Annotated in this window: 27 protein-coding genes; 15 read left to right on the top strand and 12 right to left on the bottom strand. The window is 72.6% G+C overall.

Going from position 1 to position 26,713, the window contains the following annotated elements:
* Positions 1-295: 295 nt before the first annotated feature.
* Together KZX60_RS08440 and KZX60_RS08435 are read right to left on the bottom strand one after the other, a co-directional pair.
* Entirely contained in the window at positions 296-1,426 is a 1,131-nt protein-coding gene (locus tag KZX60_RS08440; protein ID WP_248117371.1) for a histidinol-phosphate transaminase, read from the bottom strand.
* Between the two features lie 30 nt (positions 1,427-1,456).
* A complete protein-coding gene (locus tag KZX60_RS08435; protein ID WP_248117369.1) occupies positions 1,457-2,227 on the bottom strand; it encodes an IclR family transcriptional regulator in 771 nt (256 codons plus the stop codon).
* 211 nt (positions 2,228-2,438) lie between these two features.
* On the opposite strand from KZX60_RS08435, the gene KZX60_RS08430 reads away from it, so the two are divergent.
* A complete protein-coding gene (locus tag KZX60_RS08430) occupies positions 2,439-4,352 on the top strand; it encodes an FAD-dependent monooxygenase (RefSeq protein ID WP_248117367.1) in 1,914 nt (637 codons plus the stop codon).
* Positions 4,353-4,362: 10 nt separating this feature from the next.
* Here the strand turns inward: KZX60_RS08430 and KZX60_RS08425 are convergent, their stop codons facing one another.
* Together KZX60_RS08425 and KZX60_RS08420 are read right to left on the bottom strand one after the other, a co-directional pair.
* The gene (locus KZX60_RS08425) at positions 4,363-6,036 is read right to left on the bottom strand and encodes a hypothetical protein (RefSeq protein WP_248117365.1); all 1,674 of its coding nucleotides are present in this window, start codon (positions 6,034-6,036) and stop codon (positions 4,363-4,365) included.
* Positions 6,033-6,485 carry a hypothetical protein gene (locus KZX60_RS08420; RefSeq protein WP_248117363.1) on the bottom strand — a complete coding sequence of 151 codons (453 nt, stop codon included), beginning with the start codon at positions 6,483-6,485 and terminating at the stop codon, positions 6,033-6,035. Before KZX60_RS08420 ends, KZX60_RS08425 begins: the two co-directional genes overlap by 4 nt.
* A gap of 222 nt (positions 6,486-6,707) precedes the next feature.
* Between KZX60_RS08420 and paaA the strand changes: the two genes are divergently transcribed.
* The 11 genes from paaA (at position 6,708) to KZX60_RS08365 (ending at position 16,854) form a co-directional block, all read left to right on the top strand.
* The gene (gene paaA / locus KZX60_RS08415; RefSeq protein ID WP_248117360.1) at positions 6,708-7,715 is read left to right on the top strand and encodes a 1,2-phenylacetyl-CoA epoxidase subunit PaaA; all 1,008 of its coding nucleotides are present in this window, start codon (positions 6,708-6,710) and stop codon (positions 7,713-7,715) included.
* Between the two features lie 3 nt (positions 7,716-7,718).
* The gene (paaB, locus tag KZX60_RS08410) at positions 7,719-8,021 is read left to right on the top strand and encodes a 1,2-phenylacetyl-CoA epoxidase subunit PaaB (protein ID WP_248117358.1); all 303 of its coding nucleotides are present in this window, start codon (positions 7,719-7,721) and stop codon (positions 8,019-8,021) included.
* Positions 8,018-8,851 carry a 1,2-phenylacetyl-CoA epoxidase subunit PaaC gene (paaC, locus tag KZX60_RS08405; protein ID WP_248117357.1) on the top strand — a complete coding sequence of 278 codons (834 nt, stop codon included), beginning with the start codon at positions 8,018-8,020 and terminating at the stop codon, positions 8,849-8,851. The genes paaB and paaC overlap by 4 nt, the downstream gene beginning before the upstream one ends.
* Complete coding sequence (gene paaD, locus KZX60_RS08400; RefSeq protein ID WP_348983745.1) at positions 8,848-9,357, top strand: 1,2-phenylacetyl-CoA epoxidase subunit PaaD; 510 nt, start codon at positions 8,848-8,850, stop codon at positions 9,355-9,357. The genes paaC and paaD overlap by 4 nt, the downstream gene beginning before the upstream one ends.
* A complete protein-coding gene (paaE, locus tag KZX60_RS08395; protein WP_248117355.1) occupies positions 9,357-10,526 on the top strand; it encodes a 1,2-phenylacetyl-CoA epoxidase subunit PaaE in 1,170 nt (389 codons plus the stop codon). Before paaD ends, paaE begins: the two co-directional genes overlap by 1 nt.
* A 49-nt stretch (positions 10,527-10,575) precedes the next feature.
* On the top strand, positions 10,576-11,361 hold the full coding sequence (locus tag KZX60_RS08390; protein WP_248117353.1) for an enoyl-CoA hydratase-related protein: 786 nt from the start codon (positions 10,576-10,578) through the stop codon (positions 11,359-11,361).
* 250 nt (positions 11,362-11,611) lie between these two features.
* A complete protein-coding gene (locus KZX60_RS08385) occupies positions 11,612-12,967 on the top strand; it encodes an MFS transporter (protein ID WP_248117351.1) in 1,356 nt (451 codons plus the stop codon).
* Positions 12,968-13,341: 374 nt separating this feature from the next.
* Entirely contained in the window at positions 13,342-14,559 is a 1,218-nt protein-coding gene (locus KZX60_RS08380; RefSeq protein ID WP_248117349.1) for an acetyl-CoA C-acyltransferase, read from the top strand.
* Between the two features lie 2 nt (positions 14,560-14,561).
* Positions 14,562-15,404 (top strand): enoyl-CoA hydratase/isomerase family protein, encoded by an 843-nt coding sequence (locus tag KZX60_RS08375; protein WP_248117347.1) that lies wholly within the window; start codon positions 14,562-14,564, stop codon positions 15,402-15,404.
* Positions 15,405-15,412: 8 nt separating this feature from the next.
* Positions 15,413-16,309 carry a 3-hydroxyacyl-CoA dehydrogenase family protein gene (locus KZX60_RS08370; protein WP_248117345.1) on the top strand — a complete coding sequence of 299 codons (897 nt, stop codon included), beginning with the start codon at positions 15,413-15,415 and terminating at the stop codon, positions 16,307-16,309.
* A 71-nt stretch (positions 16,310-16,380) separates the two neighbouring features.
* A complete protein-coding gene (locus KZX60_RS08365; protein ID WP_248117343.1) occupies positions 16,381-16,854 on the top strand; it encodes a polyketide cyclase in 474 nt (157 codons plus the stop codon).
* A gap of 120 nt (positions 16,855-16,974) precedes the next feature.
* Here the strand turns inward: KZX60_RS08365 and KZX60_RS08360 are convergent, their stop codons facing one another.
* The 5 genes from KZX60_RS08360 to KZX60_RS08340 all read right to left on the bottom strand — a co-directional run bounded on the left by KZX60_RS08360 (position 16,975) and on the right by KZX60_RS08340 (position 19,525).
* Positions 16,975-17,232, bottom strand: a complete 258-nt coding sequence (locus KZX60_RS08360) for a hypothetical protein (RefSeq protein WP_248117341.1) — start codon at positions 17,230-17,232, stop codon at positions 16,975-16,977.
* Positions 17,219-17,518, bottom strand: a complete 300-nt coding sequence (locus KZX60_RS08355; RefSeq protein WP_248117339.1) for a metalloregulator ArsR/SmtB family transcription factor — start codon at positions 17,516-17,518, stop codon at positions 17,219-17,221. The genes KZX60_RS08360 and KZX60_RS08355 overlap by 14 nt, the downstream gene beginning before the upstream one ends.
* Positions 17,519-17,527: 9 nt before the next feature.
* Positions 17,528-17,854: an SDR family NAD(P)-dependent oxidoreductase gene (locus tag KZX60_RS08350; protein WP_282442741.1), complete on the bottom strand. Its 327-nt coding sequence runs from the start codon at positions 17,852-17,854 to the stop codon at positions 17,528-17,530.
* Complete coding sequence (gene panD / locus KZX60_RS08345; RefSeq protein WP_248117337.1) at positions 17,851-18,288, bottom strand: aspartate 1-decarboxylase; 438 nt, start codon at positions 18,286-18,288, stop codon at positions 17,851-17,853. Before panD ends, KZX60_RS08350 begins: the two co-directional genes overlap by 4 nt.
* A gap of 253 nt (positions 18,289-18,541) precedes the next feature.
* On the bottom strand, positions 18,542-19,525 hold the full coding sequence (locus tag KZX60_RS08340) for a DUF559 domain-containing protein (RefSeq protein WP_248117335.1): 984 nt from the start codon (positions 19,523-19,525) through the stop codon (positions 18,542-18,544).
* Positions 19,526-19,833: 308 nt separating this feature from the next.
* Here KZX60_RS08340 and paaZ point away from each other — a divergent pair, with 308 nt between their 5' ends.
* The 3 genes from paaZ (at position 19,834) to KZX60_RS08325 (ending at position 23,981) form a co-directional block, all read left to right on the top strand.
* A complete protein-coding gene (gene paaZ / locus KZX60_RS08335; protein WP_248117333.1) occupies positions 19,834-21,972 on the top strand; it encodes a phenylacetic acid degradation bifunctional protein PaaZ in 2,139 nt (712 codons plus the stop codon).
* 92 nt (positions 21,973-22,064) lie between these two features.
* Positions 22,065-22,997: a 3-hydroxyacyl-CoA dehydrogenase gene (locus KZX60_RS08330; protein ID WP_248117332.1), complete on the top strand. Its 933-nt coding sequence runs from the start codon at positions 22,065-22,067 to the stop codon at positions 22,995-22,997.
* A 78-nt stretch (positions 22,998-23,075) separates the two neighbouring features.
* The gene (locus KZX60_RS08325; protein WP_248117329.1) at positions 23,076-23,981 is read left to right on the top strand and encodes a hypothetical protein; all 906 of its coding nucleotides are present in this window, start codon (positions 23,076-23,078) and stop codon (positions 23,979-23,981) included.
* Positions 23,982-24,002: 21 nt separating this feature from the next.
* Here KZX60_RS08325 and KZX60_RS08320 read toward each other — a convergent pair whose 3' ends face one another.
* The 3 genes from KZX60_RS08320 to KZX60_RS08310 all read right to left on the bottom strand — a co-directional run bounded on the left by KZX60_RS08320 (position 24,003) and on the right by KZX60_RS08310 (position 26,605).
* Entirely contained in the window at positions 24,003-24,632 is a 630-nt protein-coding gene (locus KZX60_RS08320) for a TetR/AcrR family transcriptional regulator (protein WP_248117327.1), read from the bottom strand.
* A gap of 126 nt (positions 24,633-24,758) precedes the next feature.
* Positions 24,759-26,108: an AMP-binding protein gene (locus tag KZX60_RS08315; RefSeq protein ID WP_248117325.1), complete on the bottom strand. Its 1,350-nt coding sequence runs from the start codon at positions 26,106-26,108 to the stop codon at positions 24,759-24,761.
* An 80-nt stretch (positions 26,109-26,188) separates the two neighbouring features.
* Positions 26,189-26,605: a hotdog fold thioesterase gene (locus KZX60_RS08310; RefSeq protein ID WP_248117323.1), complete on the bottom strand. Its 417-nt coding sequence runs from the start codon at positions 26,603-26,605 to the stop codon at positions 26,189-26,191.
* Positions 26,606-26,713 lie beyond the last annotated feature (108 nt).

The following is a 26,713-nucleotide window of genomic DNA, read 5'->3' as shown; positions in this document are numbered from 1 at the left end:
CGAGGTGACCTTGCGCAGGCGGCCCTTCGCCGAGGCCCACATGGAGGTGAGCACGGTGCGGGCACGCGCATCGCGATCAGCAGCACGTAGACCGGCAGGCTCGGCCGGTCACGTCGCGCTCGCGCAGCGCGCGGGTCACGGGGAGAAGGAGGGCCATGGGGTCCTCGCCTGGGGTGCCGTGCCCCGGACCGGCGGTCCGGGACGCTCGGTGCCGTCACCGGAATGACGTCTGACGGGCGTGAGCAACGGGGGGCCTTACTCCCCTCGGCGGCGACGCGCACCTCCCCCGATCGACTCAGGACCGGAACGCGCGCGCCACCTCGAGGAACCGGTCGTTCGCCTCGACCTCGCCGATGGTCACGCGGACGCCCTCGCCCGCGAACGCGCGGACGGAGAGCGCCTTGGCCTGGGCTGCCTCGGCGAACGCGGCGGTCTGATCACCCAGCGGCAGCCACACGAAGTTGGCCTGGGTCTCGGGCACGTCCCAGCCGGCCTCCTGCAGCACGGCGACGACGCGCTCGCGCTCGTCCACCACGGTCTGCACGTGGCCGAGGACCTCGTCCAGGTGCTCGAGCGAGGCGACGGCGGCCTGCTCGGCGAGCGTGGAGACGGCGAAGGGCACGGCCACCGTGCGCAGCGCGGAGGTGATCTCCGGGTGGGACACGGAGTAGCCGACACGGAGGTTGGCCAGGCCGTGGGCCTTGGAGAAGGTGCGCAGCACCACCACGTTGCGGTGCTTCCGGTACATCTCCAGGCCCTTGACGGCGTCCTCGTCCCGGATGAACTCCACGTAGGCCTCGTCGATCACCACGAGGATGTGGGAGGGCACCTTCGCCAGGAAGTCCTCCACCTCGGCCGTGGTGAGCACCGGGCCGGTGGGGTTGTTCGGGGTGCACAGCAGGATCACGCGCGTGCGGTCCGTGATGGCGTCCAGCATGGCCGGCAGGTCGTGTCGGTGGTCCGCGGTGAGCGGCACCATGACGTCCTTCGCGCCGGCGCTGCGGGCCACGATCGGGTAGGCCTCGAAGGAGCGCCACGCGAAGATCACCTCGTCCGGCTCGGTGCCCTCCCCCTCGCCCGCGAAGGCGGTGATGATCTGGGACAGCGCGCCCAGCGAGCCGGCGCCGGTGACGATGTCCTCGGCCGGGACGTCCAGGCGGGGGGCCAGCTTCTCACGCAGCTCCGTGGCGAGCGGGTCCGGGTAGCGGCACAGCAGGCTCGGGGCGCCCTCGACGCCGGTCACGATCTCGTGCACGCGCTCCACGACGCCCGGCACCGGGGCGAACGGGTTCTCGTTCGAGGAGAGCTTGTACGGAGTGAGGCCGGGGACGGCCACGGGCGGCTTGCCGGCCGCGTACGGCGGCAGCTTGCCGACCTTGGCGTGGGCACGGACGACGGCGGGGCTGGGCTGAGCGGAGTCGGTCATGTGGCACAGGATACGGCGGTGACGAGGCACTCAGCCGTCGCCGAGGGCGGCCGCCACCCGCTGAGCGGCGGCGGACAGGCGGGCCCCGATCGCCTCGAGGTCCTCCGCCCGGGTCGCGAAGACGACGGCGAGCGCCGCCGGGAACTGGCCCCGCACCGCGAGCGGCACGGCCACCGAGGACACGCCGGTGATCACCTCGTCGCGGCTTGAGGCCCAGCCGCGCGCGCGGGCGCCGGCGACCTCCGGACGTTCGGCGCCGTCGTCGTGCGGGCCCACCCCCTGCCCGCCCTCGGCGCGGCGGGCGCGCTGCGCGGCCCACTCCGCCTCCGGCATGGCGGCCGCGAGGGCGATGCCCGGCGCGCCGACCCCCAGCGGGTGGCGCGTGCCCGGCCGCTGGGTCACGAGGTTGCCGCGCGGGGGCTCCACCGTGGCGAGGGTGAGGCAGTCCGCGCCGTCCCAGACCACGAGGAAGGCGGTCATGTGGAGGTCGGCCGAGACGGAGGTGAGCTCGGGCAGGGCCGCGGCGCGCAGGTCCGGCTCCACCCGGCCCGCAAGCACCGCGAGGCCCGGGGCGACGAGGACGCGGCCGGCGTCGTCCCGGCGCAGGAGGCCGTGCTCCTCGAAGGTGCGGAGCATGCGGTAGGCCACCGAGCGGTGGACGCCGAGGCCCTCGGCGAGCTCGGCGATGGTGGGCGGCGTGGGCGCCTCGGCCACGGCCTCGAGCATCGTGAGCGCACGGGAGAGGGTCTGCGACGGCGCCTCGGCGCGCACGGGGCGGGAGCGGGACGTCTCGGGGGGCATCGTGCGCTCCTTCGCTCAACGGGGCCGGGCGGAACGGGGTGGATGGACCGCGCGGGGGCACACCGGACGGCGTGTGGGCGCCCCCACGCGGGGTTGTGAAGCCGGTCACGCCCGCGTACAGTCTGCCACAGGCGTGTTCCCTCTGGGAACGACGCGTTCTCTGAGCGAACAGGCGCCGGGTGCCATCCTCGGCCGCAGCGAAAGGTCTCCCATGCTGTTCCACCACCACGGCTACGTCTCCACCGATCCCCGCGTCCAGCCCGCCGCCGGCACGGGCCTCACCCGCCCCGCCGAGCTGCCGGACGAGATGGACGTGCTGATCGTCGGCACGGGCCCCGCCGGCATGATCGCCGCGGCCCAGCTCGCGATGTTCCCGGACGTCCACGCCCGCATCATCGAGCGCCGCCCGCACCGCCTCGAGATCGGCCAGGCCGACGGCATCCAGGCCCGCTCCGTGGAGACCTTCCAGGCGTTCGGATTCGCGAACCAGATCATCGACGAGGCCTTCGACCTCACCTCGATGGCCTTCTGGAACCCGGACCCCGAGGACCCGGCGGACATCGTCCGCACCCAGCTCGCCGAGGACGACCCGGAGGGCGTCTCCGAGTTCCCGCACCTGATCGTGAACCAGGCGCGCATCCTGGACTGGTTCGCCGAGTTCATGATGAACGCCCCGGCCCGCATGGCCCCCGACTACGGCTGGGCCTTCGAGTCCCTCGACGACTCCGGCACCGGCGCGCACCCCGTCTCCGTGACCCTGCGCCGCACGGTGGACGCCGAGGGCAACGCCCTGGAGAACCCGGAGGACGGCGAGCTGCGCACCGTGCGCGCGACGTACGTGGTGGGCGCGGACGGCGCCGGCTCGCGCGTGCGCAAGGCGATCGGCCACTCCCTCTCCGGCGACGCCGCCAACCACGCGTGGGGCGTCATGGACGTCCTCGCGGACACCGACTTCCCGGACATCCGCACGAAGTGCTCGATCCACTCGCAGGCCGGCTCGATCCTCCACATCCCCCGCGAGGGCGGGCACCTGTTCCGCATGTACGTGGACCTGGGCGTGGTGCCGGAGGGCGACGGCCACACCATCCGCAAGACCCCGCTCGAGGAGGTCATCAAGCGCGCCCAGGCGATCCTCCACCCCTACCGCCTGGATGTGAAGGAGACCGCCTGGCACTCGGTGTACGAGGTCGGCCACCGTCTGACCTCGGGCTTCGACAACCGCGAGCGCGTGGGCCAGCCCACCGTGTTCCTGCTCGGCGACGCCTGCCACACCCACTCCGCGAAGGCCGGCCAGGGCATGAACGTGTCCATGCAGGACGGCTGGAACCTGGGCTGGAAGCTCGGCCACGTCCTCTCCGGCCGCGCACCCCAGGAGCTGCTCGCCACCTACGCGGACGAGCGCAAGGACATCGCCAAGAACCTGATCGACTTCGACAAGGAGTGGTCCACGCTCATGGCGAAGCCCGTCTCCGAGCTGGGTGATCCGAACTACGTGGCGGAGTTCTACACGAAGACCGCTGAGTTCCCCGCGGGCTTCATGACCCAGTACCAGCCGTCCATGCTGACCTCGGGGACCGCGCACCAGGACCTGGCATCCGGCTTCCCTGTGGGCAAGCGCTTCAAGTCCGCCCTCGTGGAGCGCTCGTGCGACACCAACGTGAAGCACCTGGGCCACCTGCACCGCGCGGACGGCCGCTGGCGCGTCTACGTGTTCGCGGACTCCGCGTCCCCCCGCTCAGCGGACTCGCAGGCGGCCGCCTGGGCCCGGGCGATCGCGGAGGACCCGCAGTCCTTCCGCAACCGCTTCACCCCGGCCGGCGCGCCCGAGGACACCGTGTTCGACGTCAAGGTCGTGTACCAGCAGCAGCAGTCCGAGTTCGACTGGACCGACGCGCCCGCCGTGTTCGTGCCGACCACGGGCCCGCTCGGCCTGCGCGACCTGAACAACGTGTTCGCCACGTGCCGGCCCAAGCACGGCGAGGACGTCTTCGAGGCGCGCGGCATCAGCCGCGACGGCGCCGTCGTGGTCGTCCGCCCGGACCACTACGTGTCCGGCGTCTTCCCGCTGGACGCCCCCGCGATGGTGAACGAGTTCTTCGCGGGCGTGCTGTCCGACCGGGCCTGACCCGACCGGCTCAGCGGCTGCGCGGCGTGCGGGCGATCTCCTCGGGCGCCTGGCTGATCACCCCCACCCGACGCCGCGCGTCGGCGCCCTCGACGCCCCGCCGCAGGCGCACCGTCCGGCTGGAGAGCACGGCGCCCGTGGCCAGCCCGGCGAGCGCGGCGTGCACGCCGGCCACCTCGGCGCGAGCGGCGGGGTCGGCGGCCTCGAAGTCCTCGATCATGCGGGTGTAGTCCCCGAGCGCGTGGGCACGGTCCAGGTCAGTCGCGACGGCCTCCGCATCCTGCCCCAGTCGCGAGGCGAGCCCGGGCAGGTCGTGGGGGTCCAGCCGGTCCGGCCCCAGCCGCTCGAGCCCGTCCTCCCATCCCGCCTCGGACGAGGTCCCCGGGGCGAGCAGCGCGGGTGCCTCGTCCGGCCCCTCGGGGTGGAAGGTGACGGTGGCCCGCTGCAGGCCGAGGGGGTTCGGGCCGCCGTCGGCCGCGGTGTAGAGGTCACGGTCCGTGGCGAACTCGAGGATCGGCACACCGGCCGGCGCGGACTGGTTCCCGTTCGGCGCACCCACGGTCATGACGCCGCGCACCGAGTAGGCCTGGGAGAATCCGGGATCGTCCGCCAGGTTGACCGCGTGCACGCCGCCCTGGCTGTACCCGGCCAGCAGGAGGTCGGCGCCCGTCGGCACGCCCGCCGCCGCGAGGGCCTGCGCGATGCCGGCCGCCGTCCGGCGGGAGTCGTTCCCCAGCGCGTCGAGGTTGCCCCCACCGTCCGCCCAGTTGTCCGAGCGATGCTGCGGCAGCAGCCCCTCCTGGGTGCCCGGCAGGCCCACGAGCCACACGTCCGCGCCGTCCGCGCCGCGGATCCGGGTGACGGTCACCGCGCCCTCGCCGTCGCTGTGCCGCGGGATGAGGTGCGCGACCTCGGACAGGTGGCCGGTGAGACGCCGGGGCGCCTCGAGGTGGTCCACAGGCTCCCCGGCGACCTCGAGGGGATCGGCGTTCGTGGGGTCCAGGAGCGGGTAGACCTCGGCGATGAGCCGCCACGCGGCCGCGGGCGTGAGGCGCAGGCTGGGGTCGATGTCCCCCAGGCGGTCCGCCGCCCACTCGAGCTCACCGCCCAGCTCCCCCACGGCGCACTGCCCCGCCACCCAGTCCCGCACGGGCCCGCCGAATCCACCGATGGCCGCGATGCCCTCGTCCACCGTCGTCCCCACGGGGAGGCCGAGCAGCTGGGCCAGGAGCGCCTCCCCCACGACCTCCGTGCCCGCACGCACGAGGAACTCCGCCTCCTCGACGGACAGGCCGTCCGCCGCCCGCGCCTCGAGCGCGGCTCCCAGCACGGCCGCCCGCGGGTCCTCCGCGTCCATGACGCCGGCCGCCCCCTGCTCGGCCCGGCGGTACGCCTCCGCAGCCTGCCGCAGGTCCTCCCGGTTGCGGGCGAGCGCGTCCGTCAGGCCCTGGAGACGGCGGGCGCCCTCGCGCAGCGCCTCCCGCAGGCGGGCCGCCGCGCCCGGGCCGGAGGCGGCCCGGTCCACGAGGGACGCCGCGTGCTCGGCGTGGAACACCAGGACGCGGGTGACGTCCGCGGCCTCGCGGAACCGCTCGGCGGCCGCGTCGATGCCGTCCAGGTCCGCGTAGACGGATCCCGGACCACCCTGGGTGCTGAAGCGGACCACGTCTCCCACGCCGCTCACACCCCCGCCACGCTCAGCAGTGCGGCCCGGGCGGACTCCTCCACCCGGCGGATGCGCTGCTCGGCGGCGAGCCGGGCGTCCTCAGCCTCCCGCTCGGCCGCGGCGAGCAGGGCCAGCCACTCCTCGGCGGAGGAGACGAGCGCCCCCGCCTCGGCCAGCAGCGCCTCGGCCCGGGCCAGGTGCTCCCGCGCCGCGCTCGACCGCCACTCCACCTCGAGGGTCGCGCGGATGATCCCCTGCGCCGCCAGGAGCTCCCGGAGCAGCCCCCGGAGGGGATCCCACGCCGCGCGCAGCACCGTAGCGGCCCCCAGCGCGTCCTCGAGATCGTCCTGCGCGCCGCTGAAGCGGCCGGCGAGGGACGCGACGACGTCGTCCAGGCCCACGGCGCGCAGCAGCGGGACCGGGGAGGGAGGGAGGAGGGGCGCGGAGATCAGCTCGGCGACGGGCATGGCCCCACGGTAGGGAGGGCGCCCGGCCACGTTCCCCGGGCGAGGGGCCGGCCGGGGACGGGGGCCCGTGCGTCGTGACCTGTGCAGGAGGAGCCGGCGGGCGGGGGTGTTGACCCACCTCACACCCTCCCCTATCCTGAACGAACGGTCAGTAATTCGATCCGCCGCGCGCGGACCCCGGGCACGGACCATCAGCCCGCACTCTCACGTGAGGTGAACCCCATGACGCAGACCAGCTCGACCACCCCCCTGGCCTCCGTCCCGTCCCCCGAGGATGCGGCCGGCCAGGAGAACTTCGATCGCCTGATCGCGGAGGACTCGCGCATCGAGCCCCGCGACTGGATGCCCGAGGCGTACCGCAGGTCCCTGACCCGCCAGGTCTCCCAGCACGCGCACTCCGAGATCATCGGCATGCAGCCGGAGGCCAACTGGATCACGCGCGCCCCCTCGCTCAAGCGCAAGGCCATCCTCATGGCCAAGGTGCAGGACGAGGCCGGCCACGGCCTGTACCTGTACTCGGCCGCCGAGACCCTCGGCACCCCGCGCGACGTGCTCAACCAGCAGCTGATCACCGGCCGCGCCAAGTACTCCTCGATCTTCAACTACCCGGCCCGCACGTGGGCGGACATGGGCGCGATCGGCTGGCTCGTGGACGGCGCCGCGATCTGCAACCAGGTGCCGCTGTGCCGCGCCTCCTACGGCCCGTACGGCCGCGCGATGGTGCGCATCTGCAAGGAGGAGTCGTTCCACCAGCGCCAGGGCTGGGAGATCCTCTTCGAGCTCTCGAACGGCACCCCGGAGCAGAAGCAGATGGCCCAGGACGCGGTGGACCGCACCTACGGCCCTGCCCTGCAGATGTTCGGCCCGCCGGACGCCGACTCCCCGAACTCCCAGCAGTCGATGGCGTGGAAGGTCAAGCGCTTCTCCAACGACGACCTGCGCCAGCGCTTCGTGGACATGATCGTCCCGCAGGCCGAGGCCCTCGGGCTGACCCTGCCGGACCCGGACCTGAAGTGGAACGAGGAGCGCGGCCACTACGACTACGGCCAGCTGGACTGGGAGGAGTTCAACGCCGTGATCAAGGGCAACGGCCCCATGAACACGCAGCGCCTGGCCCGCCGCATCCAGGCCCACGAGGACGGCGCCTGGGTCCGCGAGGCCGCCGCCGCCTACGCCCGCCGCCAGGCCGAGCAGCACGCCGCGGCCGACACCCAGCTGATCGGAGCCTGATCCATGACCGAGAACACCTCCGCCTCGAACGAGTGGCCCCTCTGGGAGGTCTTCGTCCGCGCGAACCGCGGCCTCTCCCACGTGCACGCGGGCTCGCTGCACGCCCCGGACGCCACCATGGCGCTGCGCAACGGCCGTGACCTCTACACGCGCCGCAACGAGGGCACCTCCGTGTGGGTCGTCCCCGCGGACGCGATCGCGGCCTCGGACCCGGACTCCAAGGGCGGCTTCTTCGAGTCCGCCCAGGGCAAGTCCTACCGCCACGCCACCTACTACCAGAAGTCCGAGGGGGTGCCCCACCTGTGAGCTTCGCGACCAACGACTCCGCCACGAAGCACTCCGCCGGCGTCGCCATCACCGCGGAGGAGATCTCCTCCGGTGAGCAGAAGGCCTCGGACGAGGTGGCCCGCTACGCCGTGTACCTGGGCGACGACTCGCTCATGCTCGGCCAGCGCCTCTCCTGGTGGATCTCCCGCGCCCCGGAGCTCGAGGAGGACATCGCCCTCGGCAACATCGCCCTGGACCTCGTCGGCCATGCCCGCTTCCTCCTCTCCTACGCCGGCACGGCGTGGGGGAAGAGCGAGGACGACCTGGCCTACTTCCGCGACGAGGAGGAGTTCCGCTCCGTCCGCCTCGTGGAGGCCGAGAACGGCGACTTCGCCAAGACCATCGCGCGTCAGCTGTACTTCTCCTTCTACGCGTACGAGCTCTACTCGCGCCTGAAGGAGTCCACGGACGCCACCCTGGCCGCCATCGCGGACAAGGCGCTCAAGGAGGTCCTGTACCACCAGGACCACGCCGCCGAGTGGCTCAACCGCCTGGGCCTCGGCGCCGAGGAGTCGGCGCGCCGCATGCAGCGCGGCCTGGACGAGCTGTGGCCCTACGTGCCCGAGCTCTTCCACGACGACGACCTCACCCGCTCGCTCGCGGAGGAGGGCGTCGCGGTGCTCCCCTCCTCCCTCGAGGAGCCGACGATGTCCCGCCTGACGTCCGCCATCACGGCGGCCGGCCTGCAGGTCCCCGCGACGGGCACCGCCCGCGGCGGCGACCGCTCCGGTGAGATGAGCGAGCACCGCGGCTACATCCTGGCCGAGATGCAGTCCCTGGCCCGCCGTCACCCGGGGGCCACCTGGTGACCACCGCCAGCGAGCTGCGCCCCGCCGACCCCGCCGACGCGCGGGTCTGGGACGCGGCCTCCACCGTGCACGACCCGGAGATCCCCGTGCTGTCCATCGCGGACCTGGGGATCCTCCGGGACGCGCACGCGGACGGCGAGAAGGCCGTCGTCGTCATCACCCCCACGTACTCCGGCTGCCCCGCGATGGAGACCATCTCCACGGACGTGACCCGCGCGCTCACCCGCGCCGGGTTCGCGGATGTGGAGGTGCGGCTGGTCCTCCAGCCGGCGTGGACCACGGACTGGATGACGGACGAGGGCAAGGCCAAGCTCAACGAGTACGGGATCGCCCCGCCGTCGGCGCGCGCCGACGGCGGCCCCGTGCGGATCGGGCTGACCGTCAAGTGCCCCCGCTGCCACTCCCTGAACACCCGCGAGATCACCCGCTTCGGCTCCACCTCGTGCAAGGCGCTGTACACCTGCAACGAGTGCCTCGAGCCCTTCGACTACTTCAAGGTGCACTGATGACCGAGACCACCGCCGCCCCCGCCGCCGGCAAGCGCCGCGCCGCCTTCAACACCCTCGAGGTGACCGAGCTGCGCAGGCTCACCGAGGACTCCGTGGAGGTCACCTTCGCGGTGCCCGAGGAGCTCGCGGACGACTACGACTACGTGCCGGGCCAGTACGTCGCCCTGCGCAAGGAGCTGGAGGGGCAGGAGGTCCGCCGCTCGTACTCCATCTGCGCCGTCCCGACGCGCGGCGAGATCCGCGTGGCCGTGAAGAAGGACTTCGGCGGCCGGTTCTCCACCTGGGCGAACGAGCAGCTGCAGGTGGGCGAGAAGATCGACGTGATGAACCCGCAGGGCGCGTTCACCTCGCGCTCGCACATCACCTCGCTCAACGACGCCGAGAAGGTGGCCGCGGAGCAGGTGGCCAAGAAGGGCAACGCCCACCTCGTGGCGTTCGCCGCGGGCTCGGGCATCACGCCGATCATGGCGATCGCGAAGGCCGTGCTGGCCGCGTCGGAGACCTCGCGCTTCGACCTGGTCTACGCGAACCGCTCGGCCATGGACGTGATGTTCGCCGAGGAGCTCGGCGACCTCAAGGACAAGTACCCCGCCCGCTTCTCCGTGCACCACGTGCTCTCCCGCGAGCAGCGCGTCTCCCCGCTGCTCTCCGGCCGCATCGACGCCGAGAAGCTCGAGACCCTGCTCAACCAGGTGATCGACGTGGACGGCACCGACGAGTGGTTCCTCTGCGGCCCGTTCGAGCTCGTGCAGCTCATGCGGGACACCCTCGCGAAGCGCGGCGTGGACGAGGACGACATCCGCTTCGAGCTGTTCACCACCGGCAAGCCGGAGAGCCCGCAGGGCCAGTCCGGCCGCGTGGTGGAGGCGGACCCCTCGGGCAGGAACGTCACCATCGAGTTCAACCTGGACGGCCTGACCGCCAAGGTCGACTCCCCCGCGTCCGCGCACGAGACCATCCTGAACGCCGCCCTGCGCGTGCGCTCGGACGTCCCGTTCGCGTGCGCCGGCGGCGTGTGCGGCACCTGCCGCGCCAAGGTCACCGACGGCACGTACGAGATGGGCGAGAACTACGCCCTCGAGAAGGACGAGGTCGACGCCGGCTACGTCCTCACGTGCCAGACCCGCCCCACCTCGGACGCCATCACCGTCGACTTCGACGCCTGATCCGCGCCCGCCCCGCCTGAGCCAGACCGAGCCGCCCGAAGGAGCCCCCGTGATCCAGCTGAGCATCGCCGACGGCGTCGCCGAGATCGTCCTCGACGCGCCCCAGAAGATGAACGCCCTCGACGAGGCCGCCCTGGCCGAGCTCGGCGAGGCCTATGCGGAGGCCGCGGCCGGCGTCGAGACCGGCGAGGTCCGCGCCATGCTGCTGCGCGGCGAGGGGCGCGGGTTCTGCGCGGGCCGGGACATCTCCCACGTCACGCCCGCCGACGACGACGCCACCGCGTACCTGCGGGACAGGGTCACCCCCGTGCTGCGGACGATGTCGGAGATCCCGGTGCCGACGTTCGCGGCCGTGCAGGGCGCGTGCCTCGGCGTGGGACTCGGCCTCGCGATCGCCACCGACGTGGTCTACGTGGCCGAGAACGCCAAGATCGGCTCGCCGTTCGCCAACCTCGGCGCCACCCTGGACTCGGGTGGCCACTGGCTGTTCACCGAGCGCCTGGGCGCGCACCGCACGCTCGACCTCATCTACACCGCCGAGCTGATATCGGGGGCCGAGGCCGTGCAGGCGGGCCTGTTCTCCCGCGCGGTCCCGGCCGAGGAGCTGCTGGAGTTCACCCGTGCCAAGGCCGCCCAGGTGGCCTCCGGCGCGACGCTGGCCTTCCGCGCGTCGAAGGAGCTGGTCCGCCAGATCCGTGACGAGCGCGTCGGCCTGTGGGAGTCCCTCGACGCGGAGAACGTGGCGCAGGGCGACCTGTGCGGCACCGCCGACTACGCGGAGGGCTTCAAGGCCTTCCAGGAGAAGCGCAAGCCGGAGTTCACCGGCCGCGGCTGAGCCCTCCGTCCTCCACAGGCCCCCGCGACACCCAGACCACGACGCCGTCCGCCCCTCCGCGAGAGGGGGCGGGCGGCGCCGTCGAGCGGACCGTGGGGGACGTCACAATCACGACATCCCTCGAGGGCGTGGCGCGAGTCACACCACATCGTATACGGTGACCCGTGTCACTTCCCGACCGAGCGGTCGGTCACATGCGTCTCTCGCCGTCTCGCACCGCAGGCCGCAGCCCCTCACCCCAGGAGCACCCATGAGCCATACCGTCGCCTCCCCAGCCGCCCCGGCCGCCCGCGACCCCCGCGAGGAGCGCAAGGTCCTCGCCGGCACCCTCGTCGGCACCACCATCGAGTGGTACGACTTCTTCATCTTCGCCCAGGCCACCGCACTGGTCTTCGCCGCCCTGTTCTTCGCCCCGATGGGCTCGACCGGCTCGCAGATCGCCGCCTGGGTCACCCTCGGCATCTCGTTCCTCGTGCGCCCCCTCGGCGCCATCATCGCGGGCCACCTCGGCGACAAGTTCGGTCGCAAGATCGTCCTGTCCTTCACCCTGATCGGCATGGGCGTGGCCACCACGCTCATCGGCGTCCTGCCCACCTACGCCCAGATCGGCGTGTGGGCCCCCATCCTGCTCGTGCTGCTCCGCCTCCTCCAGGGCTTCTCCGCCGGCGGCGAGTGGGGCGGCGCGGCCCTCCTGGCCGTCGAGCACGCCCCCAAGGGCAAGCGCGGCCTCTTCGGCGCGGCCCCCCAGGTCGGCGTGCCGCTCGGCATGATTCTGGCGACCGGCGTGCTCTTCCTGGTGCGCTCCAACATGACCGAGGAGGCCTTCCTCACCTGGGGCTGGCGCATCCCCTTCCTGATCTCGATCATCCTGATCGTGGTCGGCTACTTCATCCGCAAGGCCGTGGAGGAGTCCCCGGTCTTCAAGGAGATGCAGCAGCTCAAGGCCAAGGAGTCCGCCCCCCTGGGCGAGCTGTTCCGCGGCCACACCAAGGAGGTCATCCTCGCCGCCGTGATCTTCGCGGCCAACAACGGCGTGGGCTACCTGCTGATCGCCTGGTTCTCCAAGTACGGCGGCCCCAAGGGCCTGGGCATGACCTCCGCAGAGGTGCTGACCGCGAGCCTCGTGGGCGGCCTCGGCTGGTTCATCTTCACCCTGTTCGGCGGCTGGATCTCCGACAAGATCGGCCGCAAGACCACGTTCGTCGTCGGCTACGCGATCCTGATCGCCTGGGCGTTCCCCCTGTTCAGCCTGCTGAACACGGCCTCCCTGCCGCTCTTCGCCCTGGCCCTGTTCGTGCTGACGATGGGCCTCGGCCCCTCGTACGGCCCGCAGTCCGCCATGTACGCCGAGATGTTCCCGGCTCGCGTCCGCTTCTCCGGCGTCTCCATCGGATACGCCCTCGGCACCATCATCGGCGGCGCCTTCGCCCCGCTGATCGCCGATCTCCTCGTCAAGAACGGCTGGGAGTACGTCGCCTGGTACATCGTGGGCATCTCCGCGATCTCCCTGATCGCCGTCCTCCTGGTGCCCAAGGGCATCCAGGACCGCGAGCTGCACGACGAGGAGGTCGTCGCGACCCGCTCCACCCCGGTGGTCTCCGCCTGATCACCCTCCGCTGACGGGCTCCGCCCGCCACGCACGACGACGGCGCCTCCTCCTCCACGGGAGGAGGCGCCGTCGTCGTGCGGTGTGCGGGCCGGGCCGTCGCGGAGGCCCGCAGACACGCCGCCACGTCGGGGACGAAACGGCGCGTCTGCGGGCCTCGGCGCGGGCTCGTCCGGATCGCCACTGAGCTCCAGGATGATGCGCTTGGCGCCGGCGACGGCGTCCATCACGTCCTCGCCCCGTCACACCCCGCGCCCTGGTTGACCCCCGTCACACCGGGCCGGGATACTGATACCTGAACGCACGGTCGGTAATTCGGTGCGCCCCTGGCGCCCCACTCCCCGGCGCCCGCCCGCAACGCAAGGAGACCCCGCATGTCCACCCCTTCCCAGGCCCTGCTCGTCGGAGGTCGCCGCACCCCGGTCGGCCGCTACGGCGGCGCCCTCTCCTCCGTCCGCCCCGACGACCTCGCGGCCCTCACCATCAAGGCCGTGATCGAGGACGCCGGCATCGACCCGTCGGCGGTGGACGAGGTCATCCTCGGCAACGCCAACGGCGCCGGCGAGGAGAACCGCAATGTGGCCCGCATGGCGTGGCTGCTGGCCGGCTTCCCGGACACCGTCCCGGGCATCACCGTGAACCGCCTCTGCGCCTCGGGCATGTCCGCCATCGGCATCGCCACCGCCATGGTGCGCTCCGGCATGGCCGACGTCGTCGTGGCCGGCGGCGTGGAGTCCATGTCCCGAGCCCCCTGGGTGATGGAGAAGCCGACGACGGCGTTCGCCAAGCCCGGCGCGGCCTTCGACACCTCCATCGGCTGGCGTTTCGTGAACCCGCGCTTCGCCTCAGGCGAGTTCGGGGACAAGTTCACCTTCTCCATGCCGGAGACCGCCGAGGAGGTCGGCGAGGTGGACGGCATCACCCGCGAGGACGCCGACGCCTTCGCCGCCCGCTCGCACGAGCGTGCGCTGGCCGCCATCGAGGCCGGCCGCTTCGCGGACGAGATCGTGCCCGTCGTCGTGAAGGGCCGCAAGGGCGCCGAGACGGTCGTCGACACGGACGAGGGCCCCCGCCCCGGCTCCACCCCCGAGGTGCTCGCCGGCCTGCGCCCGATCATCAAGAAGGACGGCGTGGTCACCGCCGGCAACTCCTCCTCCCTCAACGACGGCGCCTCGGCGATCCTCGTCGTCTCCGAGCGGGCCGCGCAGAAGTACGGCCTGACCCCCCGCGCCCGTGTCGTCGAGTCCACCTCGGCGGGCCTGGCCCCCGAGATCATGGGCCTGGGCCCCGTCCCGGCCACCGAGAAGGCCCTCGAGCGCTCCGGCTGGTCCGTGGCGGATCTGGGCGCCGTCGAGCTCAACGAGGCCTTCGCCACCCAGTCCCTGGCCTCGATGCGTCGCCTCGGCCTGGACCCGGAGACCGTCAACGCCGACGGCGGCGCGATCGCCCTGGGCCATCCGCTGGGCTCCTCGGGTTCGCGCCTCGTGGTCACGCTGCTCGGTCGGATGGAGCGCGAGGGCGCGGACAGGGGCCTGGCCACGATGTGCGTGGGCGTGGGCCAGGGCTCCGCGATGCTCGTGGAGAAGGTGTGAGCATGGCCGAGACCCGCGAGACCCCTCAGGCCGAGGCGGATCCCGACGTCGTGGGCCCGCGCCTGGCCGCGGCGGACTTCACCGCCCTGCGGATCGAGGAGCGCGAGGACCGGCTCCACGCGCGCATGGACCGCCCCGCGGTGCGCAACGCGATCGACGCGACCATGGTGGACGAGTTCCACGCGGTGTGCGCACACCTCGAGCAGAACCCCAAGATCCTCATCATCTCGGGCACGCAGGTGGAGTCGAAGAAGGCCCCCGGCACGTTCTCGGGCATCTTCGCGTCCGGCGCGGACATCGGCCAGCTGCGCGCGCGGCGCCGCGACGACGCCCTGCGCGGCGTGAACTCGCAGGTGTTCGACCGCATCCACCGCCTGCCGATGCCCGTCATCGCCGCGATCGACGGCTTCGCCCTGGGCGGCGGCGCCGAGCTCGCGTACGCGGCGGACTTCCGCATCGCCACGCCCTCCCTGAAGATGGGCCAGCCGGAGACCGGCCTCGGCATCACCGCCGCGGCGGGCGCCCAGTGGCGGCTCAAGGAGCTGGTGGGCGAGCCCGTGGCCCTCGAGCTGCTGCTGGCCGGCCGCATCCTGGACGCCCAGGAGGCCCTGGACCTCACGCTCGTCACCGAGCTGCACGAGCCGGACCGTCTGGAGGACGCCGCCCACGCCCTGGCGGACCGCATCGCGCAGCAGGACCCCCTGGCGGTGCGCCTGTCCAAGCGCGTGTTCCACCTGCCCCGCGAGGCCCACCCCCACGTGGACGAGATCGCGCAGGCCATCCTGTTCGAGTCCGAGGCCAAGTTCGAGCGCATGCAGGCGTTCCTGGACCGCAAGAAGAAGTGAGGACTTCCATGACCGAGACCCAGAACACCCCTGACACCTCCCGCGCGTCCGTGCCCGACGTCGTCGGCGTCCTCGGCGGCGGCCGCATGGGCGGCGGCATCGCCCACGCCTTCCTCACCTCCGGTGCCGCCGAGGTGATCGTGGTGGAGCGCGACGCGCAGTCGGCCGAGGCAGCCAAGGAGCGGATCGAGGCGGACCTTGCGAAGTCCCTCGAGCGCGGCCAGCTGGACGGCAACCTGGACGTGTGGGCCGAGCGCCTCACGATCTCCCTGGACCGCGCCGACTTCGCCCGCTGCGGGCTCGTGGTGGAGGCCGTCTTCGAGGACATGCAGGTCAAGATCGACGCCCTCACCGACGTCGAGAAGCACCTGGCCGAGGACGCGTGGCTCGCCACGAACACCTCCTCGCTGTCCGTGGACGAGATCGCCCGCCACCTGCAGCGCCCCGAGCGCTTCTGCGGCCTGCACTACTTCAACCCGGTTCCGGCCTCGAAGCTCGTGGAGGTCGTCATCGGCGAACAGACCGGCGAGGAGCTCACGACCCTCTCCACCGAGTGGGTGCGCGGCCTGGGCAAGACCCCGGTCGTGGTGAAGGACGCGCCCGGCTTCGCGTCGTCGCGCCTCGGCGTGACCATCGCGCTCGAGGCCATCCGCATGGTCGAGGAGGGCGTGGCCTCCCCCGAGGACATCGACGCCGCCATGGTGCTCGGCTACAAGTTCCCCGTCGGCCCGCTCGCGCTGACGGACATCGTGGGCCTGGACGTGCGCCTCGGAATCGCCGAGTACCTCGAGTCCCAGCTCGGCGAGCGATTCGCCCCGCCGCAGCTCATGCGGGACATGGTGGCCCGCGGCGAGCTCGGCCGGAAGTCCGGCAAGGGGTTCTTCGACTACGAGGGACAGGCCTGAGCATCCGGCGCGCCGACCGCCCGTTCCGCTTCGAGCACCGCTGGGCGGTCCCCCTGCCCGCCGACGCGGTCATGGACCTCCTCGGCGAGCCGGTGGGCTACTCCTCGTGGTGGCCCGCGATCCCGCGGGCCCGCCGGATCGACGACGGCGTCCCGCCCGGCGCGATCGGCGAGCGGGCGGCCATCCGCCTGCGCGGCTTCGTCCCCGTGGGCCTGACCATGGAGCGCGTGGTGGACGACCGCGAGCGCGGCGTCCTCGTCGCCCGCGTCGAGGGGGACCTCGTGGGCACCGTCCGGGCGGAGGTCCGTCCGGAGGAACCCGGTGCCCACGCCCCGTCCCGGCCCGCGGACGACGGCACCGCCCCCGCCCCCGCCTCCGACGGGCGTTGCACCGTGCACTGGACCCAGGAGGTCGTGCTGGCTCCCACGTGGATGCGCGCTGTCGTCCTGATCCCGGGGGCGAGGGCCGCGATGCGCGCGAGCCACGCCGTGGCGATGCGGGCTGGCCGCCGCGCCCTGGGGGCGACGCGCCTGCCCGCGGGCTGAGCGCGGCGCTGCACCCGACGCTCCCGCGCGAACCCGCCGACGCAGCACGCCCGGCGCGGCGTCGCACAGCACGACGGCCCCCACCATCCGGTGGGGGCCGTCGTGTCGTCGTGGACTCGCTCAGGCTGCGGCGTGCTCACAGGTGCCGCAGGAGCAGTCCGTGCACTCACACGTCGCGCAGGCGCAACCCTGGCCGCAGGAGCCGCACGCGCAGGTGTCGCACTCCTCGACGTGGTCGCCGTGCACGTGGTGCAGGTGGCCGTCGTGCTTGTAGTCCACGTGGTCGCCGTGCTCGACGGCCTCGTGGCCGCAGTCCGGGCCGTGCGCGTGGTCGTGCTCGGGGTGGATGACGTGGGTGGTGTGGTCAGTGCTCGTCATGGTGGGCCTCCTCGGCTGCATGCTGGACGGCGTCCCGCAGGATGTGCGACACGTGGTCATCGGTGAGCGAGTACATCCGGGTCTTGCCATGGAGGTCGGATCGGACGAGACCGCTCATCCGCAGCACCCGCAGATGCTGGGACATCAGGGTGTGCGTGACCCCCGCGTGGTCGGCCAGGCCGGAGACGCTCGTCGGCTGCTCCGCCATCCGCAGCAACGCGGTGATGCGCACCGGGGAGGCGAGGACCTTGAAGAGCTCGGCGGTCTGGGTGATGTCGGGGTTCACGTGCCGATCTTACATGCACATGTTTGCAGGTGTCCACACGTCGGGGCGGTCGAGCACGAGCGGGGTGAACGCGTGGCACGTGTTCACCGCGCCCCACAGGTTCACCTCGGCGGCGCGGCGCATCCCCTGCTCGTCGAGGCCCTGGTCCCTGACGAACTGCTGGATGATGCCGCCGACGTCGAGCAGGCCGTCCACCCGGCCGTGCGCCGCGACGACCTCCTCCGGGCGGCGACCGATGCCGTCGTGGTCCGTGATGTCCCGCGGGTGGGCGGTGAACCGGGGGTCGACGCCGGCGCGGCGGGCGGTCGCCTCGAGCGAACCGGCGGGGAGCGTCAGAGTTCGGCCTGTGCCTCGTCCCAGCCACGGGAGAGCGGGGGACGCGCGACGCCGTCGAGCAGCGCCTCCGCGGGATCCTCCCCGAGGTGCTTGATGCGGTTCTCCGCGTCCACGTGCACGACGCGCGGCGTGAAGGTGCGCGCCTCGTCGTCCTCCATCTGCGCGTAGGCCATGAGGATCACGATGTCGCCGGGGTGCACGAGGTGGGCGGCCGCGCCGTTGATGCCGACGACGCCGGAGCCGCGCTCGCCCGCGATCGTGTAGGTCTCGAGGCGGGCGCCGTTGGTGACGTCCACGATGCTCACGAGCTCGCCCGGCAGGATCTGGGCCGCGTCCAGGAGGTCCTGGTCCACGGTCACGGAGCCCACGTAGTGCAGGTCCGCCTGGGTCACGGTGGCCCGGTGGATCTTGGCGTGGAACATGGTGCGCAGCATGCGGTGAGGAGCTCTCCAGGTGGGGGCGGGGTGTGTGCCAGGGACGGGGACGAGTCTACGCGGGGTCTGCGCGGCGGCCGATGAGTCGTCCGGACGGGGCGGGGCGGGGCGGTGGGGCGAAGCGCGGAGGGGTGGGCCGATGGGGCGAGTCGGTGGGGCGGGGCAGTGGGGCGGTGGGGCGAAGCGCGGAGGCAGTTGTACACGCCGCTACGTGAATCGGTAGCGGCGCGTACGACTGCCTCCCGGGATGTGGTCACCGCGCGCCCCCTCCCACGGGCGATCGCCGGGCGAGGTGTTCCCGCAGCTGCCACAGGAACGTCTCCAGATGCGCTGGCCGGAAGACGTCCGCCGTCACGCGGATCACCTCCCACCCGTCCGCCCTCAGGTTGGCGTCCCTCTCGACGTCCTCCCGCCACTGACGCTGATCCGTGCGGTGCTGGTCGCCGTCGTACTCCACGATCACCTTCGCATCGAGCCAGGCCAGGTCCACGCGCAGCCACTGCCCCGTGGACAGGACGATGCGCGGATTCACCTCAGGCTCGTCGACGCCGGCCAGGACGATGGCCACCCGGAGGCGGCTCTCCTGGGGCGAGCCGGATCCCGAGCGGACGAGGTCGAGCGCCTCGCGCGCCGCGCGGATGCCCTTGACCCGCGGCCGACTCGCCACGCCCTCCCTCAGCTCCACCAGCGTGCCCACGCCCGGCGGCAGCTCACGACGGCGGCGTTCCGAGTGAGCCACCCTCACGATGCTGTCCCCCAGCGCGACGAGGGCGTCCAGCTGCGCTCCACCCTTCGCGAGGTCCACGAACGTCCACGGGGAGGTGGTCACGCGGACGCCGTCGACGACCCGCACCGGCGCGTCCGGCGGGAGCCGATGGCACCGCAGGCCCGGGCGCTGCGTGCCCCCGCCGTGATGCCGGGGCTCCGCGAGATGGATGACAGCGCCAGCCTCCAGCCGCCCGGTCAGCCACAGCCCGAGCACCCTCGCCGCCGTCGCATGGGTGAACACCCCCTCCGGGTGGAGGTCCTGCAGGGCGCGCAGCAGATCCAGCTGCGCAGGCTCCACCTCGCGCAGCCGCCACAGTCCGTACCCGAGCGAGACGAGGTCGCCGCGCCGCAGGCGGCTGGCCGACACCCCCGCCTCCTGCGCCGCCGGAGTGGAGAACACCGTGGGAGTGCGCTCTTCGTCGCTCAAGCCGCATCGCATGGGCGGCAGCGGGGCGGGGGCGCGGGGCATGCCCTGAGCGTGCCCGACGGAGGGGGCCCGTCGTCGTCGGGACGGCAGATCTGTGGAGAACGCCCGCACCCACCCCTCAGCGAGGCAGGCACACGCGCCGCTACGAATATGCGTAGCGGCGCGTGTGCCTGCCTTGGCGCATGGGCGGCGGCGGCGCCCCGGGTGGCAACCGCCCGCGCCGGCACCGCGACACGACGACGACGGCGTCCCCGCCCCCTCCCGCGTGACGCGCGTCTCGGCTAGGCTCGAGCCCAATAACCGACCGATCGGTCGGGACCCATCCGCGCCCTCGACGTCAGGAGACCCACGTGACCGTCACCGCACCGTCCTCCGCCCCCGCCCTCCCCCAGATCCTGCCCAGCTACGTCCACGGCGCCTGGTGGACCCCGGAGAGCCCCTCCACGGTCACGCCCGTCGCGGACGCCAACACCGGCGAGCACCTCACGGACGTCTCCACCGAGGGCCTCGACACCGCGGCGGCCATCGACTACGCCCGCTCCGTCGGCCAGAAGAGCCTCGGCGAGCTGACCATCCACGAGCGCGCCCTCAAGCTCAAGGAGCTCGCGCTCTACCTGAACTCCCGCATCCAGGAGCTCTACGACCTCTCCTTCGCGACGGGCTCCACGCAGCGCGACCACGCCTTCGACGTCGACGGCGGCATCGGCACGCTCTTCACCTTCTCCGGCAAGGGCCGCCGCGAGCTTCCGAACGCCAACGTGATCATCGACGGCGACGTCGAGCCGCTCTCCAAGGACGGCTCGTTCATCGGCGAACACGTCTACCAGCGCGTGCCCGGCGTCGCGGTGCAGATCAACGCGTTCAACTTCCCGGTGTGGGGCATGCTCGAGAAGTTCGCCCCCGCCTTCGTGGCCGGCGTCCCCACGATCGTGAAGCCGGCCACCCCCACGGCCTACGTCACGCAGAAGTGCGTGGAGCTCATGGTGGACTCCGGCATCCTCCCCGAGGGCTCCATCCAGCTCATCGCCGGCTCGGCCCGGGACCTCCTGGACCACCTCGACTACCGCGACCACGTGGCCTTCACCGGCTCCGCCCACACCGCCCAGACCCTGCGCAAGCACCCCAACGTGATCGACGGCGGCGTGCGCTTCACCGGCGAGACCGACTCCCTCAACGCGGCCATCCTCGGACCGGACGCCACCCCGGACACCCCGGAGTTCGAGGCGTTCGTCAAGGTGGTCTTCCAGGAGATGACGGTCAAGGCCGGCCAGAAGTGCACGGCCGTCCGCCGCGTGATCGTCCCCGCCGCCATGGCCGAGGCCGTCACCGCCGCCCTCACCGAGCGCCTCTCCGCGAAGGTGGTCCTCGGCGATCCCCGCAGCGAGGGCACCACCATGGGCGCGCTCGCCTCCAAGGAGCAGCAGTCCGAGGTCCGCAAGGCCGTGCAGCGCCTCGTCGACGCCGGCGGCCAGGTCCGCCTCGGCGGTCCTGACGGGGACACGGGCACCGCGGACGCCGAGGCCGGCGCGTTCTTCGCCCCCACCGTGCTCTCGTTCGCCGACGCCCGCACCCCCGAGGTGCACAGCGTCGAGGCGTTCGGCCCGGTCGCCTCGGTGCTGGGCTACGCCGACGTCGCCGACGCCGTCGAGCTGGCCGCGATGGGCTGCGGCTCGCTCGTGGCCACCGTGGCCACGAACGACGGCGAGACCGCCCGCGCGTTCGCCGCCGGGATCGGCGCGCACCACGGCCGCGTGCACGTCCTCAACCGCCAGACCGCCAAGACCACCACGGGCCACGGCGCCCCCGTGCCCGTGCTCGTGCACGGCGGCCCGGGCCGCGCCGGCGGCGGCGAGGAGCTCGGCGGGATCCGCGCCGTCAAGCACTACATGCAGCGCACCGCGATCCAGGGCTCCCCGGACATCCTCACCGCCATCACCGGCGTGTGGCACCCGGGTGCCGCGGCGGACACCGCCACCCGCGAGGACGTGGAGTCCGGTGCCAAGAAGCACCCGTTCTACAAGTCGCTCGAGGAGCTGAAGGTCGGCGACCAGTTCGCCTCCGGCCTGCGCACCGTGACCCTCGAGGAGATCACGGAGTTCGCTGAGAAGACCGGGGACAGGTTCTACGCGCACACGGACGAGGAGGCCGCCACGGCCAACCCGTTCTTCCCGCGCCGCGTGGCCCACGGCTACCTGCTGGTCTCCTGGGCCGCCGGCCTCTTCGTGGCCCCGGATCCGGGCCCGGTGCTCGCCAACTACGGCCTGGAGCACCTGCGCTTCATCACGCCCGTCACCTACGACGACGCGATCCGCGTGACCCTCACCGCCAAGAGGATCACCCCGCGTGTGACGGACGAGTACGGCGAGGTCGCCTGGGACTGCCGCCTGCACAACCAGAACGACGAGCTCTGCGCGCAGTACGACGTGCTGACGCTCGTCGCCAAGACCTGGCCGATGGCGCAGGGGCAGGCTCCCGACGCTCAGGTGTGAGCCGTCGGACGGATCGGACGGGAACAAGTCCACCGGCATGCTTCGTTCACCCTGATGTCCCCGAAGGACCCTTGAGAGAGAAGGTCATCCCCATGTCCGAATTCACTCGTTTCGAACAGGTCACGGTGCTGGGCACCGGCGTGCTGGGCTCGCAGATCATCATGCAGGCCGCCTACCACGGCAAGAAGGTCATGGCGTACGACGCCGTCCCCGCCGCACTCGAGAACCTCGACAAGCGCTGGGCGTGGATCCGCCAGGGCTACGCGGCCGACCTGGGCGAGGGCTACGACGCCGCCCGCTTCGACGAGGCCATCGCCCGCATCACCCCGACGTCGGACCTGGCCGAGGCGGTGGCGGACGCGGACATCGTGATCGAGGCCGTCCCGGAGAACCTGGAGCTCAAGCGCAAGGTGTGGGCCCAGGTGGGTGAGCTCGCCCCCGCCACGACCCTGTTCGCCACGAACACCTCCTCCCTGCTGCCCTCGGACTTCGCCGACGCCAGCGGCCATCCGGAGCGCTTCCTGGCCCTGCACTACGCCAACCGCATCTGGGCGCAGAACACCGCCGAGGTCATGGGCACCGCCGCCACCTCGCCGGAGGCCGTCGCGGGAGCCCTGCAGTTCGCCGAGGAGACCGGCATGGTCCCCGTGCACGTGCGCAAGGAGATCCCGGGCTACTTCCTCAACTCCCTGCTCATCCCGTGGCTGCAGGCCGGCTCCAAGCTGTACATGCACGGAGTGGGCAACCCGGCGGACATCGACCGCACCTGGCGCGTGGCCACCGGCAACGACGCCGGCCCGTTCCAGACCTACGACGTGGTCGGCTTCAACGTCGCCGCGCACGTCTCGCGCAACGCGGGCGCCGACTGGCAGATCGGCTTCGCCGACCTGCTGCAGAAGTCCATCGACGCCGGCCACTCCGGCCTCGCCGACGGCCAGGGGTTCTACCGCTACGGCCCCAACGGGGAGAACCTGGGCCCGGTCGAGGACTGGAACCTGGGCGACAAGGACACGCCCCTGGGCTGATCCCCGCCTCATCACGACGCCGGACCGTCCGGTGCGCATCCTGCGCGCCCGGGCGGCTCGTCGTCGTACAGTCGCCCCATGACGCTCCGGACCCCCTCTTCCCGCCGCGCCCTCGGCTGCACCCTCGCGGCGGTCGCCCTCGCCCTCACCGGGTGCGCGGGGAACGGGGGCGCCGGCACTTCCTCGACGCCCGGATCCGCGTCCGGCTCGCCCGCCGCCACCTCTTCCGCGTCCACGGGCCCGACGAGCGGGTCCGCGACCCCCTCAGGCTCCTCCCGCGCCCTCTCCCTGGACATGCCCGCCGCCCTGGACGCGGAGCACGTCAAGGCCGTGAAGCAGGCCGTGCTCCTGGCCGCCGGCCCCGGCGCGGAGGTCGGCCTGAGCAAGGCCTCGCCGCTCGAGCGCCAGACCGAGCTCCGCCGGGCTGCGGAGGACATCGAGCAGACCGCGGCCGCCGGAGCCACGCCTGCGCCGTCGTGGAGCCCGGAGCAGCGCACCTGCCTGGACGCCACGCGCGGCGCCTTGGAGCGCTCGGCGGACGCGGACGCCGCCTGGGTGGACTTCATCGTCCAGCCCACCACGGCGGCCACCGTCGGTGGGGCGTCGACCGCCTCCCCCGTCCCGTCCATGACGGCCTCTCCCAAGGCGGAGGTCACGCCGATGGGCGTGCGGGTGGAGTCCTTCCCGGACGAGGCGGCGGCGCGCGCCGACATGGAGCAGGCCCGCACGGCCGCCGCGGCCTGCGCCGGGGCCGACCTGCCCGGGACGGGCGTGCGCGAGCTGGAGGATGTGGCATGGGAGGGCGGCACTGCGTACACCGCACGACCCGTGGGCTCGGTCTACAGCCACGTCATGGCCGTGCAGGACGGCAGCCGGATCATCTCGGTGAGCCAGGGGACCACCGAGGGCGACGCCCCCGCGGACGCCGAGAGGCGAGCCGCGTCGATCGTCAGGAACGTGAAGGCCGCGCTCGACGGCACGTGACGTCCCGGGCGGGGACGCCGGTCAGCCCCGCAGGCCGCCCAGCACCACGCCCGTGACGGCCTCCACCATCTCCTCCACGGACTTGTGCCCGGGCTGGGCCCCGTCCGGCCGGTACCAGTCCACGATCGAGTTGATCATGCCGAGCATGAGACGGGCGAGGTTGCGCGGTGTCACATCCGAGCGCACCGTCCCCTCGGCCTGCGCGGCCTCCACGAGCTCGCCGAGCCGCCGGGTGATGGCTCGCCGCCGCTCCATCGCGGCCAGCTCCACGTCCGAGTTGCCGCGCAGGCGCAGCAGCAGCGTGACCTCAGGCATCCTGGCCACGAGGACCCGCAGGGTGCCGCGCACGGCCGCCTCCACCTTCTCCCCCGGCGCGCCCGGCCCGGCCTGCACCGCGTCGATCGAGGCTTCGAGGGCGCCCAGCGCGTCGTCGAGGGCCTGGCCGAGGATGGCCTCCTTGGACTGCACGTGGTGGTAGATCGCGGACTTGGAGATCCCCAGGTGCGTGGCCAGCATCCCCATGGACGTGGCCTCGTAGCCGTGCCGGTTGAACACGTCCACGCACACCGCCAGCAGGGTCTCGCGGTCGTAGCCGGGGCGCCCGCGGCGGGGCAGGCCGGCGACGGCGGCGTCGGGTTGGGAGTCGGTCACGGTGTCCTCTCGGGGCCTGGCAGGCGGGTCGGCTGACCCAGCGTAGCCGCCGCGCGGGGACGGACGACGACGGCGGGCGCGGGCCACCGTCCGCCTCCGACGGGCGCGGGCCGGGCTCCGGCCGGATCAGGCCTTGTCGCGCAGGTCGTAGACGCGCTTGAGCTTGCCGGAGGAGCGGGTCAGGGTGTCCGGCTCCACGACGTTGATGGCACACGAGGAGCCGATCTTCGTCTTGATCTCCTTCTGCAGCAGGCGCGCGCCCTCCTGGGCGGCCTCGAGGGTGGCCTCCACGCGGCGCTCGATGTTCACGGCCATCTCGTCCATGCGGTTCGGCCGCGTGATCTCGAGGGTGAAGTGCGGGGAGAGCGTGGGAATCTGGAGGGCGAGCTCCTCGATCTGCGAGGGGAAGAGGTTCACGCCGCGCAGGATGATCATGTCGTCGGAGCGGCCGGTGATGCGGCCCATGCGGCGGTGGCCCGGGTGCGAGGTGCCGGGCAGCAGGCGGGTGAGGTCGTGCGTGCGGTAGCGGATGATCGGCAGCGCCTGCTTGGTGAGCGAGGTGAAGACGAGCTCGCCGGGGCGGCCGGTCTCCAGCACCTCGTCCGTGAACGGGTCGATGATCTCGGGGCGGAAGTGGTCCTCCCAGATGTGCAAGCCGTCCTTCGTCTCCACGGACTCGCCGGCCACGCCGGGGCCCATGACCTCAGAGAGGCCGTAGATGTCCACGGCGTCGATGTCGAAGGTCCGCTCGATCTCGCGGCGCATCTCCTCGGTCCACGGCTCGGCGCCGAGGATCGCGACCTCGAGGGAGGACTCGCGCGGGTCCAGCCCGAGCTTCTTGAAGCCGTCCGCGATGGTCAGCAGGTAGGTGGGCGTGGAGAGGATGGCGCGCGGCTGGAAGTCGGTGATCAGCTGCACCTGCTTCTCCGTCTGCCCGCCGGACATCGGGATCACGGCGGCTCCGACGCGCTCGGCGCCGTAGTGGGCGCCGAGGCCGCCGGTGAACAGGCCGTAGCCGTACGCGTTGTGCACACGGTCGCCGGGGCGGATGCCACCGGCGCGGAAGCAGCGGGCGACCAGGGTGGCCCAGGTGGCCAGGTCGTCGTCGGTGTAGCCGACCACGGTGGGCTGGCCGGTGGTGCCGGAGGAGGCGTGGATGCGGCGCAGCTCGGGACCCGTGGCCGCGAACGCGCCGAACGGGTAGCTCTTCCGCAGGAACTCCTTGTCCGTGTACGGGAACTTGGCGAGGTCGCCCAGCTCCTTGAAGTCGGAGGGGTGCACGCCGTGCGCGTCGAAGTGCTCCTGGTAGGCGGGCACGTTCTCGTAGGCGTGGTGCAGGGTCCAGCGGAGGCGTTCGAACTGGAGCGCCTCGATCTGGTCCCGGCTCATCGTCTCCTCGGGGTCCTGCGCCCCGCGGTCGGCGGGGGCGGGCAGGGGTGCCGGCGTGTACGGGTTGGGGATCGAGGCCTCGAGCATGGCGTCCTCCTGGGGATGCGGGGTCGGTGGGGCCGGGCGGTGTTCGACGACGGCGGCGCACCGGCGGGTGCGCCGGCCCGTCAGCGTCCGGGGGCGGGGATGGTGCGGGAGCGGCCGCGGAAGGCGGCCACCGGGGTGCCGTCGTCGATGGTGACGGTGATGTCGTAGACGGCCGAGCGGCCGGCCGCGGCGACCAGGCGGCCCTCCGCGACGAGGGTCTGCCCGGCGCGGGTGGCCGCGAGGAAGTTGACGTCCACGCCGGAGGCCACGGTGAGGGTGGAGCCGTCCGAGGCGGGGTCGTTGCAGGTCAGCGCGAAGCAGGTGTCAGCGAACGCGAAGACGGCGCCGCCGTGGGCCATGCCGAAGCCGTTGTGCTGGTCCTCGGTGAGCGTCATCCGGATGCGCGCGTGATCCTTCTCGGCGACTTCGAGGGTCACGCCGAGCCACCGGGCCACGCGGTCCTGCGCGAGCATGGGGTGGTGTGCGGTCTCGGTCATGGGCGGGCCTCCCTGCCGGCACGTGCGCGCCGGCGCGGCGACGCGGAGAATTACTGAACGATCATTAGGTAACGCCCTGGGTGTGACCCGCGTCAAGTCCGGTGCGGC

This window comes from Micrococcus sp. EYE_212 (assembly GCF_023147585.1).
Taxonomy (GTDB): Bacteria; Actinomycetota; Actinomycetes; order Actinomycetales; family Micrococcaceae; genus Micrococcus.
Note: the sequence above shows the minus strand (reverse complement) of the source record. Positions and strands in the feature narration are given on the sequence as shown.